Raw genomic sequence first — 16,711 nt, forward strand, 5'->3', positions numbered from 1 at the left:
CCCTCCTTAATGACTTCTAGCCAAGCGTTTTTCTAAATAACCAACGCCCAGACTTAATGGTATTGTTAACACAAGATAAAACATCGCTACAAAAATGTATACGGGAAATGTAACGAATGTATGGGAGGATACAAGATCACCGAAGTACATTAAATCTAACCCAGCAATCATTCCCAAAATAGCGGAGTTTTTTACAAGATTAATAAACTGGTTGCCAATTGGAGGAATGACTATTTTGATCGCTTGCGGCAAAATAATGATCCTCATCGCCTGCAAATAGGTAAGGCCTGATGATCTCGCTGCCTCCATTTGTCCTTTTGGTACAGCTTGTATTCCAGCTCGAATCGCTTCCGCAATGAATGATGCCGTATAAATGGCAAGGGCAATCGTCCCTGCCACAAATCCGGATAACGTTACACCGATTGCAGGAAGACCGATATAAAAGAAGAAAGCGATGATGAGAAGAGGAATATTTCTGATAAACTCAACATACGCGCTGCCAATCCAATTCAAAGGTTTAATGGGTGCAATTCTCATAACAGCTACAATTACCCCAATAATAAAGCTTCCGATTAGGGCGATGATACTTGCCAGCACGGTATTCTTAAATCCTTCTAAATATGTATCCAAGTTATTAATCAGTATCGAAAAATCAAGCATATTGATCTCCCCTCCTTTTTCCTAGAAGTGGTCAGGATGAGCATGGTCTGCCCATCCCGATATCAGTGGCTGTTAGTGGGATTTGATCCACTTTTTGTGAATTTCATCGTACTTTCCGTTCTCTTTCATCTTCTTTAATGCGCTATTAATCGCGTCGACTAATTCTTTATTTCCTTTTTTAACAGCAATTCCGTAAGGCTCTTCCGTAAACGTACCGCCGACTAACTCATAATTGGAATCCTGGTCCGCCATTCCATAAAGAATCGAGTCATCCGTTGTTAAGGCATCACCCTGGCCGGATTTCAATGCTGTGAAGGCTTCTGTATAGTTTTCAAATTCTAATACAGTTGCATCAGGAGCCTTTTCGCGAATATTGATCGCGGATGTTGAGCCTTTAACGGCAAGAACCTTCGTACCCTTTTTCAAATCTTCAAGTCCTTTGATTGCGCTTCCCTTTTTGACAAGCAGTGATTGTCCAGCATCAAAGTAAACTTCTGAGAAATCAACTTCTTTTTTGCGTTCCTCAGAAATCGTCATCGTTGCGACAATTGCATCAATATCGCCATTGTTTAACATTGGGATACGGGTTTTAGATGTAACCTCTTTAAACTCTACCTTTTTAGCGTCACCAAGAATGTCTTTTGCCAACTCTTTTGAAATATCAATATCAAAACCTTCTACTTCGCCGGTAGATGGGTTCTTAAGTCCAAATAATCTTGTATCATATTTTACACCGATGACAATTTTGTCTTTTGATTTAATTTGCTCTAAAGCGTTTTTGGCTGAACCTGACGTTTCTTTATCTCCCCCTTTGCCGCATGCTGAAAGCAGCATGGAAGCCGATAATAAAAGAACTCCCGCGATTTTACTTGCCTTACTCTTAAACATAGTATTCCCCCTAAAGTTTAATGATTTAATATACGGCTGAGAAATAGGCGCGCTCTTTCTTCTTTTGGATTCGCGTAAAAATCAACCGGTTTTCCTTGTTCAAGAATTTGTCCGTGGTCCATGAAGATGATGCGATCAGCAACTTCTCTCGCAAATCCCATTTCATGGGTAACGACCACCATCGTCATCCCTTCTTTTGCTAACGCCTTCATAACATCCAGCACTTCACCAATCATTTCCGGATCCAGAGCGGATGTAGGCTCATCAAACAGCATAATTTCGGGCTTCATGGCAAGGCCTCTTGCAATCGCAACCCTTTGCTGCTGGCCCCCTGATAACTGAGATGGGTAGGAGTTTGCCTTTTCTGGTATACCCACTTTTTCAAGATAATATCTTGCTACTTTCTCTGCTTCCTCTTTTGATTGCTTTAATACCTTCATGGGTGCCGTCGTAATGTTTTCAAGAACGGTTTTATGCGGATATAAGTGAAAATGTTGAAATACCATCCCAATATTTCGCCTTAACTGATTGATATCCGTTTTTTTGTCATTCACTTTCAAATCGTTAACGGTTAATTCTCCGTCAGTGATGGTTTCCAGCCGATTAATACAGCGAAGCATCGTACTTTTCCCCGATCCAGAAGGTCCGATAACAACGACTACTTCCCCTTTATTAATTTCTAGATTAATATTTTTGAGAACATGAAAGTCCCCAAAATATTTGTTAACAGAATCAAACCGAATCATTCCACTCCTCCTCCCTGTTGTTTTTTTACTATGTATGCGGCCTGTCTGTTTGTCATCCGTCGCCAAAATGCGATTTTTTCGAATTGACAAATAATTAGCAGGTATATAAACATACTACATTTAATTTGCATTTTAGTAAACGATAATTCGGAAGTTTGCAAATATTTCCGATTGTAAAAACCCTATTTTGTTGATTTTTTAAAAAAGGCTGTGTTAAAAGTGAATGTTGATTTCCGTTCCAGGCGCTTCGCTTTCCGCGGGGCGGGCGGTGAGCCTCCTCGGCGCTAAAGCGCCTGCGGGGTCTCACCTGTCCCGCTGCTCCCGCAGGAGTCTCGCGCCTTCCACTCCAATCAACATTGTGATCAAAATCAAAAATATTCTTTAACACAGCCTAAAAAAAAAAGACCAGTCCCTCGCTGCTTATAAAAGCAGTGGAGGACTGACCCTTTTTTATGCTAGAACTGCGGAAAAGCTTTTTGCAACTTCTGCCACTTTTGCTAAACCATCTGCAACAATAGTTTCAGCTTGTGCTGGCATTGCAGCATGGCCTTCGATAATGACTTCATCAACGATTTCCATCCCGAATACGCCGCCAACAACGTTTTTGATGTAGCTTGCAGCCATTTCCATTGGTGCTGCTTCTGGTGTGGAGTAAATACCGCCACGCGCACTTAGAATAACGGCTTTTTTATCCGTCATTAAGCTGACCAATTGGCCATTTTCGTCATATTTAAAGGTGAAACCTGCTGCGTATACATAATCGATGAATGTTTGTAATTTAGCAGGGATTGTTAAGTTCCATAGTGGGAAGGCAAAGACAACAACGTCGGCTGCTTGTAGGGCATCCATCGCTTTTTGTTTAGCTGCTAAAATACGTTGTTCAACATCTGTCAGCTCTTCACCTGATTGCATTTTTCCAAAAGCATCGAATAAATCCTGGCCAAAGTAAGGCATATCTTCTGCAAACACATCGTAAGTTGTTACGTTCACGCCTTCTAGGTTCTCCATGAAGGTTTCATACATTTTACTTGATACAGCTTGTGAAGCTGGACGGTTATTTGCTTTAACTACTAAAATGTTCATTATATTAAAAATCTCCTTTAGTTATCTTTGAAGTAAGTATCTCGAATTGATAATATCCTACATAAGACCTTCCGTCAACCGAAATGTTTTTGGAAGGAATAGAAGCAATTTCCTCTACTATTAAAAAACGAAAAAGAGACTTCTCCCACTGCCCTATATAAACAGCATTCGAGCCATTTAAACATTTTTTGACCCTTTTTTTCACTAAACGGTTCTTTTCACCTATAATCTAGTATTTGGAATAAACGGATTGATAACGAATATATATAATATCACTCATTTTTTTAAAGATAGGATGATAGGTATGGAATTAGAAGAAGTACAGTACAACGGGAAGCTTTATACAGTTATTCACAAGTATACGTCCGGCTATTGGGAAATTAGAGAAAACGGGAACAAATTTCATATTGAATTAGTGCATGAATCTGAAGTGCAAAACGTTACGGATTAGAAAATAGCACAGTACAACGTCTAGGCTTTTTTCCCTAGACGTTTTTCTTTTATTAAAATCGTCTCCCGTCTACGGAATACCTTTGGATTACTTCTAAAAAAATAATGTATAAAATTTAGGTTACTGTTTTGTTTTAAAAACGAAATTTAGAAGACCAGAGGGACAGGCTCCCCTCGTCCCCTATCTAATGTCCTATCAATCTTCGACAAATGGTTAAGCGTGAATGACTCGGGAATAATTTTTTTATCCTAAAATCCGACAAATTATGCTAAGATTTAAAGAAGATAAAGGAAGCGTTGGAGTATTTGGGGTATCACTATTTATGCAAATTTTTATCATGAAAAAGGTGCCGTTAGTGCTGATTTGATTGATTAAGATAAATGGGGCAGTTCAAAGGGGGGAGTATCAATGATGTTAAGTATCAATATGGAATCGCTGCGGAAAATACCTAAGGCTGTCATCGCTTTGTGCGTTTTATTAACAATTAGTCCAGGCTTTTTGGCGAGGTTAGATATATTTTATATTGATGATATGGTTTGGTTTTTATTGCTGTTTCCATGCTTTATCTTTTCCTATTATTTAGGATTTGCAGGCGGGCTCTTTGCGGCGTTGACCGTTAATATCTACCACTTGTTTTGGTTACTTTATGAAAAGTACCTACAAATGGCCGAATTAGTTAACCAAGAACTATCACTCCATCTCGGTGTTGCCATCGTCACTTTTTTATGTTCAATTAGTGTGGGATTATTATCGGAGAAATTAACGGAAAAACAATTACAGTTACAAAGTTTGAATCGGAAATTGAAAAAATTAGCCTTGTATGATTCGCTAACGGGCCTTTCCAACCGACATTATTTTATGGAAAAGTTATCGGCCTCTTTACAGGGAGAGCAATCCGTTTCCCTCATGTTCATTGATCTGGACGGATTTAAACAGGTGAATGATACGTATGGACACGAACAGGGAGATCACATATTAAAAGAAGTAGCCAGCCGATTAAAACGGTTCCGAAATGATGTTACCTTTGTAAGCCGCCTTGGCGGTGATGAGTTTATTGTCATGTTATTGGGAACCGATAAAAAAGAGGTTTCCGAAATTGCAGCGGACATTTTGAAGGAATTACAGCTTCAGGTCAATGATTTGCTGATTTCCGCCAGCATCGGTATCGCCTTCGCGAAACACGGAGATACCCCTTCATCCTTATTTAAAAGTGCTGATACAGCGATGTATAAAGTGAAATCATCGGGAAAGAATGCTGTTGGTGGTGGCAGTCACGACACCTACCCTTCCCATTTTTAAATAATCCGAAATTTCCCATAATAAAGATATAGACGAAGTGGTAAACAATTGTATATTATGATAATTAGGAGGTGATTTACATGAAATCTAAAGTAACTGCTGGAGTATTAGGTATTTTATTAGGCAGTTTGGGGATACATAAATTTTACCTTGGTAAAATCGGAATGGGCATCATTTATATTTTATTTAGCTGGACAGGTATCCCCGGCCTTATTGGATTAATTGAAGGAATACTCTATCTGACAAAATCCGATGAAGAATGGGATAGGCAATACAACTCTAAATTTTAGTGGGACGAAGGGACAGGACCTCGTCCCTTTTTTTGTATAATCTATGAAAAATTTGGCGATGCTGAAGCTATGAAATAGTTTTATAGTCAGGAGAGTTGGGGGTCAAAAAATGGGGAGAGAATTAGGAAGCATTTTTAATGAGCTTAGATTAGTCAAAAACAAGGAATTGGATGATTGTGAGCAGGAGCTTAACTCCGGAAATCATAGCATCATCGTCAAAAAAGCGTTATTAGTCTATACACACAACCTACTAGAGGATTTAGAAATGTATGACCGCTATCTAGTTAATAACTAAGGACGGGGGACAGGCACCGTGTCACACTTTTTTAATGGGACACGGTGCCTGTCCCCTATTCGCGGTCTAATGGAGCATTTATATGATCCTCAAACAGATCGATAAATAGGGAACCATTTGATGTGATGACGGCGTATTGAATTTCTTGCATTTGCAAATTTCTTAATTTTAATTCCTGGTTCAGCCATGTGCTCGAATATTGGGAGTTAAAATTCTTCTCAACAGCCATCCCATCCATAATCAGTTCGATTGGAAGCTGTTTTTCTGAATTTAGATGGGTTGGATGAAAATCTCCTTTCGTTAAAGATTGAAACTTTTCCTTTTTCATGACAGATAACTTGCCACTAACCTCTAAAAGAGCATATTCCACCTGAAATACATCAAATATCCCCTGCTCCCGCAGCTGCTGATTTAAATCGTCTAAGGTATACCTTATTTTTTTCATATTCGCATCGAGAATTTTTCCATTCTCCATAATGACTGTCGGTTCTCCGGAAAGCAACAAGCGAAAGCGTCTGCTGTGCGTAGAAATGAGAGAACTGAGAAAATAAATGGTAATAAGGGCAAGGAAGGCTGTCAGCATCGGAATAAATTTTAAATTCGTATCAAATCCCATATTAGCAATGAACGAACCAATTGTAATCGATAAAGCAAAATTGTAATGGTTATTACCGGAGTTCACTTGTTTTCCAATCCATAACGACACCATCATCAAAATTAAAAACGAAATACAAGTCCGTGAAATAGTAATGATTAAATTTTCCAATTTATCCATCCTTCAGTTTTAATCACATCACCACTATTTCATTATTGACCAAACATTAGATGAATATTTACCGGTGGGACAAGGAGCCTGTCCCCAAGTCCCACCGCCCATGTCCGATCAGAACCGGGACACGGTGCCTGTCCCGTGTTCCAAAAAGGCCAATTCCCTAATTTATCGTGGGAATTGGCCTTTACTTGTTTAAGCTTTTTTATTGTTTTCTTATTTAATCCATGCTCCATCTGCCCCGACCTTGTATCCTTGGACGGTTGTGTTTACTGCCATGGTTCCATCTTTTTTAAGGTAGTACCACTTGTTTTTGTACTGAACCCAGCTGTTTTCAAGCATTTTGCCTGATTTGCCTAAATAGTACCAGGCATTTTTGTACTGCACCCAGCCATTTTCAAGCATTTTCCCTGACTTGCCTAAGTAGTACCATACGTTTTTGTCCTGTACCCAGCCATTTTCAAGCATCTTACCTGATTTGCCTAAGTAGTACCATACATTTTTGTCCTGTACCCAGCCATTTTCAAGCATTTTCCCTGATTTGCCTAAGTAGTACCATACATTTTTGTCCTGTACCCAGCCATTTTCAAGCATTTTCCCTGATTTGCCTAGGTAGTACCAGGTATTTTTGTACAATACCCAAACATTTTCAAGCATTTTCCCTGATTTGCCCAAGTAGTACCAGGTATTTTTGTACAATACCCAATCATTTTCAAGCATTTTTCCATCAGTACCAAGGTAATACCAGTTTTGTTTATCTTTTAACCAACCAGTTTGAGCTGCGCCATCTTCATAGAAATACCAATGGCCGTCTTCTAATTGCCAACCTTCTTTAACCGGTACCGGTTGTTCTTCATTAGCACTTGGGACTAATTGATAGGTTTGGCTGCCCCCGTTTTCTTCACCAACAGTATTAATGTTAGGCACTAAGTCTAGATATTGTTTTGCAGCCGCGGAGGCTGTAAATGTCATCGTTACATTTCCGTCAACTGGTGCAATTGACCAGTTGTAATCCGGCTTCAGGTCAATGACTTTTCTATCTCTAATATAATCCATCAAAATATCACGAATCTCATCAGTAGAATCGAGCACTAGCTCAGCCGTTCCGTCAACTAGGCCCGGGAACTTCCCGCCGCCGCCTGCACGGTAGTTATTGGTCACAACGATGAATGTTTGGTCATCCTTAATCGGAGTACCATCCATCATCTTGAAATTGATGATTCTGTGTGAATCCGCGTTCTCAAGGACACCCTTGCTCCAGTCATATCTTCTAGGCTGGGTAACATCCACTTGATATTTAACACCATCAATTACATCATATAAGTAGCCTGGGAAAGAGTTATCAAGTAACTCTTGTTGTTCCTCTTTAGCTGGATCGATCTGTTTAAAAGATGAAGCCGAAAATTCAAGCCATTCTCTCACTTGAGTCCCGGTCATTTTTACCGCTTTAATCGTATTGTCAAAGTTGTACAAATCTGTTGCACTTTTAATGGAAAGATCGCCGACAGCGACATTCGTATTATTTTTGAAAGGTGCCATCGCCGAAACAACTGGAATTCCCTTTAATTCCGGCTTATTCAATGGAATCCATTTGTTTGCATAATCGATTTGCGCCAGGTTTACAAGGTGTAAACTAGCATCGTCTGCTACTCTTGAGAAATAGCTGAACAACGGCTGCTTCGTTTCACCAATTTTTTCATTCACATATTTAATCGTTGCCTCGTGCATGTCTTTTACACCAGCAACAATCTCTTGATCCAATGGAGTATCAACGGAAACTGGACGATTCTTTGAATTGGAGGCGTTTTTGTCCACCTTCCATTTGCCATCTTCATTGACAAGTTTTAAATCCACGACGCCCAAGTTATCGCCCCATTTGCCTGCTTCAACGGCAGGTACCCCATGAATATGTCCAGTTTCATTATCAATTCCCGGTTTATCGTTAAAGCCTTTTGCCCCTGGGAACGTTGTGTGCGCATGTCCAAACAGCATGACGTCGATGCCCGGAACCTTCGTTAATTCATAAACAGCGTTCTCAGCCTCTTGATCATCTTCTTCCTGAATGTCACATCCAGAGTGAGCAATCGCGACAATTATGTCGGCCCCCTCTTCCTTCATTTTAGGGATGAATTTTCTTGCTGTTTCTGTAATCCCCTCAACTGTTACTTTTCCATCAAGATGGAACTTATCCCAATTCATGATTTGTGGTGGAACAAAACCTATGACACCAACCTTAATCGTAGATTCATTACCAGCATCATCGATAATGGTTTTATCTAAAACTTTATACGGAGTGAAATAGTTTTCACCATCGTCAGCACGATAAACGTTTGCGTTTATCACATTGAATTTCACACCTTTTAAAACACGATCCAGATACTCGAGACCATAGTTGAACTCATGGTTCCCGATAATCGCCGCATCGTAGTCAAGGGTGTTCATGGCTTTAAACAATGGATGAACTTCTCCAGCCTTCAGGTTTTTGGCAGCATACGTTGCCAATGGATTCCCTTGAATGGAATCGCCGGCATCAAAAAGCATCGAGTTTTTAACTCCTTCTTCTTCTCGTGCCGCCTTGATGAGTGTTGCAGTCTTTGCCAAACCATATTTAATTCCTTGATCCGTACCTTGATAATAATCATATGGCATTACATTCGAATGAAGATCGGTAGTTTCTAAGATACGTAAATTTGCTGTGTTCCCTGTACCAGCTGCACTATCTGCTTTTACCCCAGCAGGAAAAAGCCCTTGTACAGAAGCAGCAACAAGAAAAGCTATTAAAATAGCAGTCAGAAAAACTTTTCCTTTTTTCAACACAAAACATCCACCTTTCGACAAAATATTTAGTACCCCGAAAAATTATACAATGACTCTAGTACTTTTACAAGTTATGGGTTGATAGCGTTTACGCATCCTGTTGTCAGAAGAAGGAATGGGGATAAAACCGCATATTTACATTCCTATCCTAATATTGTGGAATTTCAGCAAAAGTTCCATAAGCAATTATGATGATTTAAAAAATACTGCATTTGGTTTTCCGTTCCCTTTTGTTAATCAAAACCTATCCATCTTTGACCCACCATTTCCTTATGTTATGTCTATTTCTTCTCCCTGGGAAAATCCTATGTCAATAAATCTGTTATCTTTAATTGCCTCTTTGTTTGTTGTAAATGTGCCAATATATTTTATTTACTATATATTTGGTTTACTCAGGAAATAATTTTTCATAATTTTATTTTCTTGGGTTCGGTCGCTTACAACAATATTCCCATTTATAGGTAAATGGAACGAGTTGTCAGTCCCCAAAACAGGTAAATCTGACCGTTGTTAATGGAAGCGCTTACCATTATGATTTATTTATACACATCAGTTGAAAACACAAATGTTATCTAGATCTTTTTTCCTCATTAAGTGTTCCATCATGAAGAGAGGCAATGGTATTAAAGGAAGGTTTTTCTTTCCTATTAAAACAATAAAAGAGAGGATGATAGTTTCAGTGTTATGGAGAAAACGATTTGTATTTGTATTACTTTTAGCAGGTGTCTTCTTTTTGTCAGCAGGCTGGGCGATGGCAAAAGACATAGAAACGGACACGACTGACACGATTGACACGTACTACATTGATGTTTCTGTGGCAACTATATGGACAAAACCAAATATTTTTAGAGAAGTCGATACGCCTTCTACCACTAATCCAGCTGATTTAAGAAAATGGACGACGAGTATGACGTATCAAGATAAACTCGGCCTTGTCGGGAAGCTTGAAACACAAGCCTTATATGGATCAAAAGCGACCGTGCTCGAAAGACAAGGAGATTGGGTGAAGGTTGCGGTTCACAATCAATTTACCCCTAAGAGTGACATAGGCTATCCAGGCTGGATGCCGGCGGCCCAATTATCGAAAGAAAAAAGCTTTGAAAATCAGCTGCACCGCCCGTTTGCCTTAGTTACTTCTCCAACAGCTTGGTTATACGAGGACAAACATGCAAAAAGCGAATTCCTGGAGCTTAGTTTCAATACCCGGCTGCCGGTTATGCAAGAATTCGAAAACGAAGTGTTAGTCGCTACGCCAAGTCACGGCAAGAAATGGCTGAAAAAAGCAGATGTCACTGTCTATAAAACTGAAGCAGATATTCCAGCTCCAACTGGAGAAGATATCGTTAATACCGGAAAAAAATTCTTAAATCTTCCTTATTTATGGGCTGGCACGTCAGGCTTTGGATATGATTGTTCTGGATTTACTTACACAATCTATCAAGCAAATGGCATTTTGATACCAAGAGATTCCTCTGTACAAGCCAAATATGGCACACCTGTTGATAGAAAAGATCTCCAACCGGGCGACCTGCTTTTCTTCGCCTACAATGAGGGGAAAGGGAGCGTTCACCATGTAGGCGTCTATATAGGTGATGGTAAAATGATCCACTCGCCTAACTCCTCCACTCATGTTCGCATTGATGATATTGAAGCTTCCGGATTTGGGAAAGAATATGCGGGTGCACGGAGATATATAAAATAATAGTAAACATCCACTCGGGAGGCTACAAATAACCGAGTGGATGTTTTTTTAGAATATTGATAGGCTGTAGCTGGATTCAGAGAACTTTGTTAAAGTTATCTGAACCTAATAGAATCTATCGTTTCCTAAAGGAAAAAAGCCCTTTCTCGCTTTTATAACGAGAAAAGGCCTTTACTCAATAAATCTTTCAAATTCCCCTACTATTTAATCCAGGCACCGTCTGCTCCAAGTTTATAACCTTGAACAACCGAGTTAGCTGCCATTTTTCCATTTGTGTAGAGATAGTACCATTTTCCGCCGGTCAATACCCAGCCAGTTTTCATGACGCCATTGTTGTCCATGAAATACCAGTTGCTTCCTGATCGTACCCATGAAGTGGCAGCCATTGCACCGTTTTTACCTAGGTAGTACCATTTATTTTTGTCAAGCAGCCATTCATTTTCGAGCATTTTCCCGTCACTGCCAAGGAAATACCATTTGCCGCCGGATAGAACCCAGGCTTTCGTTACCATAGCTCCATCAGTACCTAAGTAGTACCATTTTGCTCCGGATTGAACCCACGCTTTTGTGACCATGGCTCCATCAGCACCCAAGTAGTACCATTTCGCTCCGGATTGAACCCATGCTTTCGTTACCATGACTCCATCGGCACCTAAGTAGTACCATTTCGCTCCGGATTGTGCCCACGCTTTCGTTACCATGACTCCATCAGTACCTAAGTAGTACCATTTCGCTCCGTCTTTCAGCCAGCCTGTTTGCATTACTCCATTGTTGTTGAAATAGTACCATTTCGCATCTACTTTTTCCCAGCCTGTTACTTTACTGCCTCTACTGTCATAGTAGTACCAATTGCCGTTCTCGGCTTTCCAGCCTGTTTTCACTTCTTCGACTGGCACTTCAGTTTGCTTAATCGTTAGTTTACCTAGTGCTTCCTGTGTAACTCTTTTTCCATTGGCATCTGTTAGTTCCACTTCAATAATAGCATCTTGAATTTTTACATCTGGAACGGTCCAAACACCCTTATAGACTCCCGGCTCCACCTCTTCCATTTTATTTTTAGAAGAAGAAGGTTTCGCATTCATTTGTGAAGGTAGTTTCACTTCAAAGTTTGCTTCTCCACCGATTACATTACTTTGGAAAGAGATTTCTAGCTTCTCACCAGGGAACATAGATTGGTCAACTGCCGGTTTAAGATCTTTCATGACAGGTTTATCGGATATTAGTGAAACAATAACAGGATCCGATTTTCCCGTCACCTTACCATTTAACATGGAGACCGCTATTAAACTATTTTCACCGTCTGTAATTTTCATTGGGATTGAAAATTTGCCTTCATCGCCAACTTTTGCCGTACCTGCCTCTTCATTGTTATTCATCAATTTAATCGTTGTTGTCGGTGAGGCAGTTCCTTCTACTATGATGTTTTCGTCTTTAAAAACTTCAGCCTGTTTTGGCGAAGTAATGAACGGCTTTTCCACTTCATAACTTACACGTGCACGGATCATATAATTTCCGTCTTCAACAAATGCTGGATAAAATTCACCATCAAGATATTGATAGCTTCGCTCTGTATAGGGATTACCATCATCGGTTGCTAAAGCCAGTGCATCTGGATAATTCAGTGTTTGGACATACACCATATAAAAATCCCCATCAACCTTGATATTGTAATCAGTTAAATCAATTACTGTCCAATCATCCAATATGGCATCGGCAGCTATCGGTCCAGCAAGTTTTTTACCCGGTAATCCCTCGCGGCCAGAAGCATCCCATACTTCCACATTAAATTCTGTTCCAAACGTGTCTGAGTATTTACTTTTCTTGAAGTGAAACACTCCATCTGTGACAATCGCTGATTTCTTATTCTCTGGCAATGACATTTTTACTGCCCATCCAACCCCACCGCCAAAATACATACTGCCATTATCGACGATTCCATTGTCGTAGCCAATTTCGCCACCAGGATACGTGTAAAATGGATCAAGAACAATATCAACGCCTCGGCTATCTCCGCTAATTGTAATCGTAATATCTTGACTGTGATAGCCGCTTCTCATTGCTCTCAATGTATAACTACCTTCGTAAGCCGTAATGGTATATTTACCGTCCTTATCCGTTGCAACAGGTGCAATATTGGCATCTTCAATCAGGAGTAATGTCACACCCTCAACAGCTTCCCCTGATATTTTATCGGTAATGACGCCACTTACAGTTCCTTTTGGGATTTCGTTCAAGGTGAAATCGGCATGTATAGCTTTATCTTTTTCAAAAGTTACTGATTGTTGTTTAGATTGATATCCATATGCTTCAGCTTGGACGGTAAATTTTCCGACAGCATGTGGAAATTTATATGAGCCGTTATCAGGACTTGTGTTGACGTACTGTCTGCTTTCAAGAGCACTTACTTTTCCTCTAATAGGCAGTTCAGAATCCGCAACCGTTTGAACGACTTTTCCTTCCAAAGTCCCCAGGCCTTCTCTAATAGAAGATACAGCATTGTAAGCATTAACTAATCCATAGCCGTACCCATTATTTGGTGATTCCGGATATTCCTTATCTGTTAAAGGCGTTGCTGTTTCTATTAATATCTTTTCAATTTCATCAACTGTTAAACTTGCATCCACTCCATATAATAGTGCAACAATTCCTGATACCGCAGGGGCCGCCATCGATGTGCCATCCCAGCCGCCGTCATAATCACTGCGAGGTATGGATGATCGAATATTTGCTCCAGGCGCTGAAATATCCGGCTTAATTTCACCATACGGGGAAGGTCCACGTAATGAAAAATCTCCAACTATATCATTTTTATTCGTTGCCCCTACCGCAAAGGCTTCGGGATAGTTTGCTGGATTTGCGACAGACCCGGGTCCGCCGATATTCGTCATGCTTGTGTTCCCTGCTGCAAATGTAGGAAATATTCCCGCATTTCTCCATTCTCTTACCACATCTCGATACCATTCATCAAGACCCGGTCCGCCACCCCAGGAGTTGTTAACAATATCTGGTGCCAAGTCAACCCGCGTATTCCCCTTTGAATCTCTTGGTGCTAAAATCCACTCTGCAGCCGCAAGCAAATTCGCATCACTTCCGCTAGTCTCCGAGAATGCTTTAACAGCAATCCATTTGGCACCCGGTGCTACTCCAATTTTGTTTGATCCATCTGGCTCACTGCCGACCATTGTCCCAGTCACATGTGTTCCATGCGCTAAATCATCATATGGAATCGATCGTCCAGCCGTGGCATCAAACCAATTAAAGTCGTGATCAACTTCTCCCGTTGCTGCATTATAGCCTCGATACTTTTCTTTTAATGCGGGGTGATCCCATTGAGCACCGGAATCAATACTTGCTACCACTACACCAGTACCGTCGATTCCCTTTTCCCATAAAGCTGGAGCCCCAACTCTCTCAACATTCCACTCGACATTCGCTAGATTTGACTGAGGACTTTCCTCATTAGTTGTGGAAACAAATAATTGTCTTGTTTCATTTGGTAATACTTTTTCAACTTCAGAAAAAGTTGCAATCTTTTCGGCAACCTCTTTCGTTGCTGTAACCGCCATACCATTGACGATAAAATAGGAATTAAAAGATTCGACATTCCCTTTATGTACTTCTTGTTTCAGATATTTTAATACGTTTTGCTGCTCAACCTGTGCAGTCGCTTTTAATTCAGAGACAACTGCCGAGCGCTGGATAAACTTTTCTTTATTCGCAGTAAGTTTTTCTTGCTTCGCGATCGCTTTCGTCCGCTTGATAGCATTTGCTGTATCTGCCTTTTCTTTAAATTTTATTAAAAAAGTGACTTTGTCCTCTTTTTTATACGTATCTAGTAAACGATTACTAATCTTTTCTTTTGCAGCCTTTTGCGAATCATTTACATATAGGTAGGGTGTCTTAGTTGATTTCGCATTCGCAAGTCCAGGTGATAGCAATGAAAATACCATAATAACCGCTGCTACAATACTAAATAAACGTACGTGAAATTGTTTCTTTTTCTTCAATTTGTTTCCTCCCACTTGTTTTAACTTTCAATAGTTACCATTATAGGATGAAATACACTATTTTCCCAGATATTTGTTTCAATAGTTTGAATGTATAAAAAATTCAGCTAGTGACTATTCAATGGTCACCTATTTCTTAATAGGCAAAAAGGCAAAGAGCTATTGCTCTCTGCCTTACTTTCATACTTTAGCTGAGCAGGGGGCTGATCACAGCCCCTCATTCTACTATTATCAAAAAATACTATTTTTTTCCTATAAATTATATTGTATAGTTATTATGAAATATACTAGCTTTAGGAGGTCTATATGAAAAAACTACTCTTTTCAGCCCTTTTTGCGTTTATGTTTTTCTGGGGCATGCACTCACAGGTTTCTGCTGAAACGATCAGCGGGAAAACCTGCCATGATTTTTCCAACAGTAGAGAGTTGATGGTATTCTGGTACACCAATGGCTACAGCGCGACCAACGACCCATACAACCTCGATAACGACAAGGATGGCTACCCATGTAAGGTGACGAAGGAGAGCTATGATTTTTTCCTTGAAACGGTTAATGGCTGGAAATCCAGCGGCGGCAAATGGTATTACTATCTGCCAGGTTCTAAAACACCTTACAAAGGCTGGCTAAATCATTTAAACAGCTGGTATTATTTAGATCAAAACGGTGTTATGAAAACCGGATGGGTCTATACTGGCGGCAAATGGTACTTCCTTTCCCCTAACGGTGCAATGAAGACGGGGTGGCTGCAATCAGGGGGAGTGTGGTATTACCTTGATCAAAACGGGGCGATGAAAACCGGCTGGGTCAAGGAGAATGGCAAGTGGTACTACCTTGAAAAAAACGGGGTCATGCGAACGGCACAGCTGACAACAGGCGGTGTAACGTATTGGTTTGATCGAAGCGGCGCAATGCGAACTGGTTGGTTCAACCTTAATGGTAAATGGTACTACTATGGCGAAGATGGACCTGCCAAGGGCTGGGTTTTCACCAATCACGATTGGTATTTTCTTGATCAAAACGGCATCATGAAAACCGGATGGGTCAATACCGGCGGCAAGTGGTACTACTTAAATGCAAGCGGAGCTATGAAGACAGGCTGGCTCTACTCAGGGGGAGTGTGGTATTACCTTGATCAAAACGGGGCGATGGCAACGGGCTGGAGAGAGATTAATCATAAAGAGTATTACTTCTATTCAAGCGGCAAAATGGCTGTCGACACGATTGTTGACGGGAGCAGGGTCGGGGCTGACGGCGCCCGGGTTTATGACGATCCATATTTAGATCGGTTCAAGGATATTACCGTGAAATATGGGGTCAGCGTCAAGGTTCAATTCCTCGAAAACGGTGAGCGTGGATTCTTATTTTTCAAAGGGAACCAAGGGGTTGGCTGGGCCATTCCTGGGGGAGTTGTTTCCTTTCATAAAGATTATGCCAAACTGGGCGTCGAAGTAGCAGATACACTCGGCATTCGGATACCATCGGACGTTTTAAGTGCTGAATTGGATAAAGCAATCCGCCTGAATCAGAGCGTTGAATTTGAAAATTGGCTCATTGACTATGATCCGGAGACCGGGCAGTTCTGGATTGTCTGGGGAGATTATTTAGAGGAGAATACATTCGAGTAATTTTTGAACCAGTCCCTTTTTAGGGGGCTGGTTTTTTTGAGTTGGGAGTGCAGATCTAACTTCCCCCCGATAGTTTAA

The 16,711-nt window shown here is 40.5% G+C and carries 13 protein-coding genes; 6 read left to right on the forward strand and 7 right to left on the reverse strand.

The window, feature by feature from the left end:
• Nucleotides 1–6: 6 nt before the first annotated feature.
• From ACIQCO_RS06480 to ACIQCO_RS06495, 4 genes are all read right to left on the reverse strand, one after another.
• Nucleotides 7–660 carry an amino acid ABC transporter permease gene (locus ACIQCO_RS06480; RefSeq protein WP_400426873.1) on the reverse strand — a complete coding sequence of 218 codons (654 nt, stop codon included), beginning with the start codon at nucleotides 658–660 and terminating at the stop codon, nucleotides 7–9.
• 72 nt (nucleotides 661–732) lie between these two features.
• A complete protein-coding gene (locus ACIQCO_RS06485; protein WP_400426874.1) occupies nucleotides 733–1,548 on the reverse strand; it encodes a transporter substrate-binding domain-containing protein in 816 nt (271 codons plus the stop codon).
• A 17-nt stretch (nucleotides 1,549–1,565) separates the two neighbouring features.
• A complete protein-coding gene (locus ACIQCO_RS06490; RefSeq protein ID WP_400426875.1) occupies nucleotides 1,566–2,294 on the reverse strand; it encodes an amino acid ABC transporter ATP-binding protein in 729 nt (242 codons plus the stop codon).
• A gap of 450 nt (nucleotides 2,295–2,744) precedes the next feature.
• A complete protein-coding gene (locus ACIQCO_RS06495; RefSeq protein ID WP_400426876.1) occupies nucleotides 2,745–3,377 on the reverse strand; it encodes an FMN-dependent NADH-azoreductase in 633 nt (210 codons plus the stop codon).
• A 295-nt stretch (nucleotides 3,378–3,672) separates the two neighbouring features.
• Between ACIQCO_RS06495 and ACIQCO_RS06500 the strand changes: the two genes are divergently transcribed.
• The 4 genes from ACIQCO_RS06500 to ACIQCO_RS06515 all read left to right on the forward strand — a co-directional run bounded on the left by ACIQCO_RS06500 (nucleotide 3,673) and on the right by ACIQCO_RS06515 (nucleotide 5,712).
• The gene (locus ACIQCO_RS06500) at nucleotides 3,673–3,828 is read left to right on the forward strand and encodes a hypothetical protein (RefSeq protein WP_400426877.1); all 156 of its coding nucleotides are present in this window, start codon (nucleotides 3,673–3,675) and stop codon (nucleotides 3,826–3,828) included.
• A 408-nt stretch (nucleotides 3,829–4,236) separates the two neighbouring features.
• The gene (locus ACIQCO_RS06505; RefSeq protein ID WP_400426878.1) at nucleotides 4,237–5,127 is read left to right on the forward strand and encodes a GGDEF domain-containing protein; all 891 of its coding nucleotides are present in this window, start codon (nucleotides 4,237–4,239) and stop codon (nucleotides 5,125–5,127) included.
• 71 nt (nucleotides 5,128–5,198) lie between these two features.
• Complete coding sequence (locus ACIQCO_RS06510; protein WP_400426880.1) at nucleotides 5,199–5,417, forward strand: TM2 domain-containing protein; 219 nt, start codon at nucleotides 5,199–5,201, stop codon at nucleotides 5,415–5,417.
• 109 nt (nucleotides 5,418–5,526) lie between these two features.
• Entirely contained in the window at nucleotides 5,527–5,712 is a 186-nt protein-coding gene (locus tag ACIQCO_RS06515; RefSeq protein WP_400426881.1) for a hypothetical protein, read from the forward strand.
• A 55-nt stretch (nucleotides 5,713–5,767) separates the two neighbouring features.
• Here the strand turns inward: ACIQCO_RS06515 and ACIQCO_RS06520 are convergent, their stop codons facing one another.
• Nucleotides 5,768–6,487, reverse strand: a complete 720-nt coding sequence (locus tag ACIQCO_RS06520; protein WP_400426882.1) for a DUF421 domain-containing protein — start codon at nucleotides 6,485–6,487, stop codon at nucleotides 5,768–5,770.
• Between the two features lie 210 nt (nucleotides 6,488–6,697).
• Nucleotides 6,698–9,295 carry a bifunctional 2',3'-cyclic-nucleotide 2'-phosphodiesterase/3'-nucleotidase gene (locus tag ACIQCO_RS06525; protein ID WP_400426884.1) on the reverse strand — a complete coding sequence of 866 codons (2,598 nt, stop codon included), beginning with the start codon at nucleotides 9,293–9,295 and terminating at the stop codon, nucleotides 6,698–6,700.
• 670 nt (nucleotides 9,296–9,965) lie between these two features.
• Between ACIQCO_RS06525 and ACIQCO_RS06530 the strand changes: the two genes are divergently transcribed.
• The gene (locus tag ACIQCO_RS06530) at nucleotides 9,966–11,000 is read left to right on the forward strand and encodes a C40 family peptidase (RefSeq protein ID WP_400426885.1); all 1,035 of its coding nucleotides are present in this window, start codon (nucleotides 9,966–9,968) and stop codon (nucleotides 10,998–11,000) included.
• A gap of 200 nt (nucleotides 11,001–11,200) precedes the next feature.
• Here the strand turns inward: ACIQCO_RS06530 and ACIQCO_RS06535 are convergent, their stop codons facing one another.
• Nucleotides 11,201–14,950, reverse strand: coding sequence for a S8 family serine peptidase (locus ACIQCO_RS06535; RefSeq protein WP_483873835.1), 3,750 nt, complete (start codon nucleotides 14,948–14,950; stop codon nucleotides 11,201–11,203).
• A gap of 363 nt (nucleotides 14,951–15,313) precedes the next feature.
• On the opposite strand from ACIQCO_RS06535, the gene ACIQCO_RS06540 reads away from it, so the two are divergent.
• Entirely contained in the window at nucleotides 15,314–16,633 is a 1,320-nt protein-coding gene (locus ACIQCO_RS06540; RefSeq protein ID WP_400426888.1) for a cell wall-binding repeat-containing protein, read from the forward strand.
• Nucleotides 16,634–16,711 lie beyond the last annotated feature (78 nt).

Source organism: Neobacillus sp. NPDC093127 (genome assembly GCF_044754175.1).
In the GTDB taxonomy this organism is placed as follows: Bacteria; Bacillota; Bacilli; order Bacillales; family Cytobacillaceae; genus Neobacillus.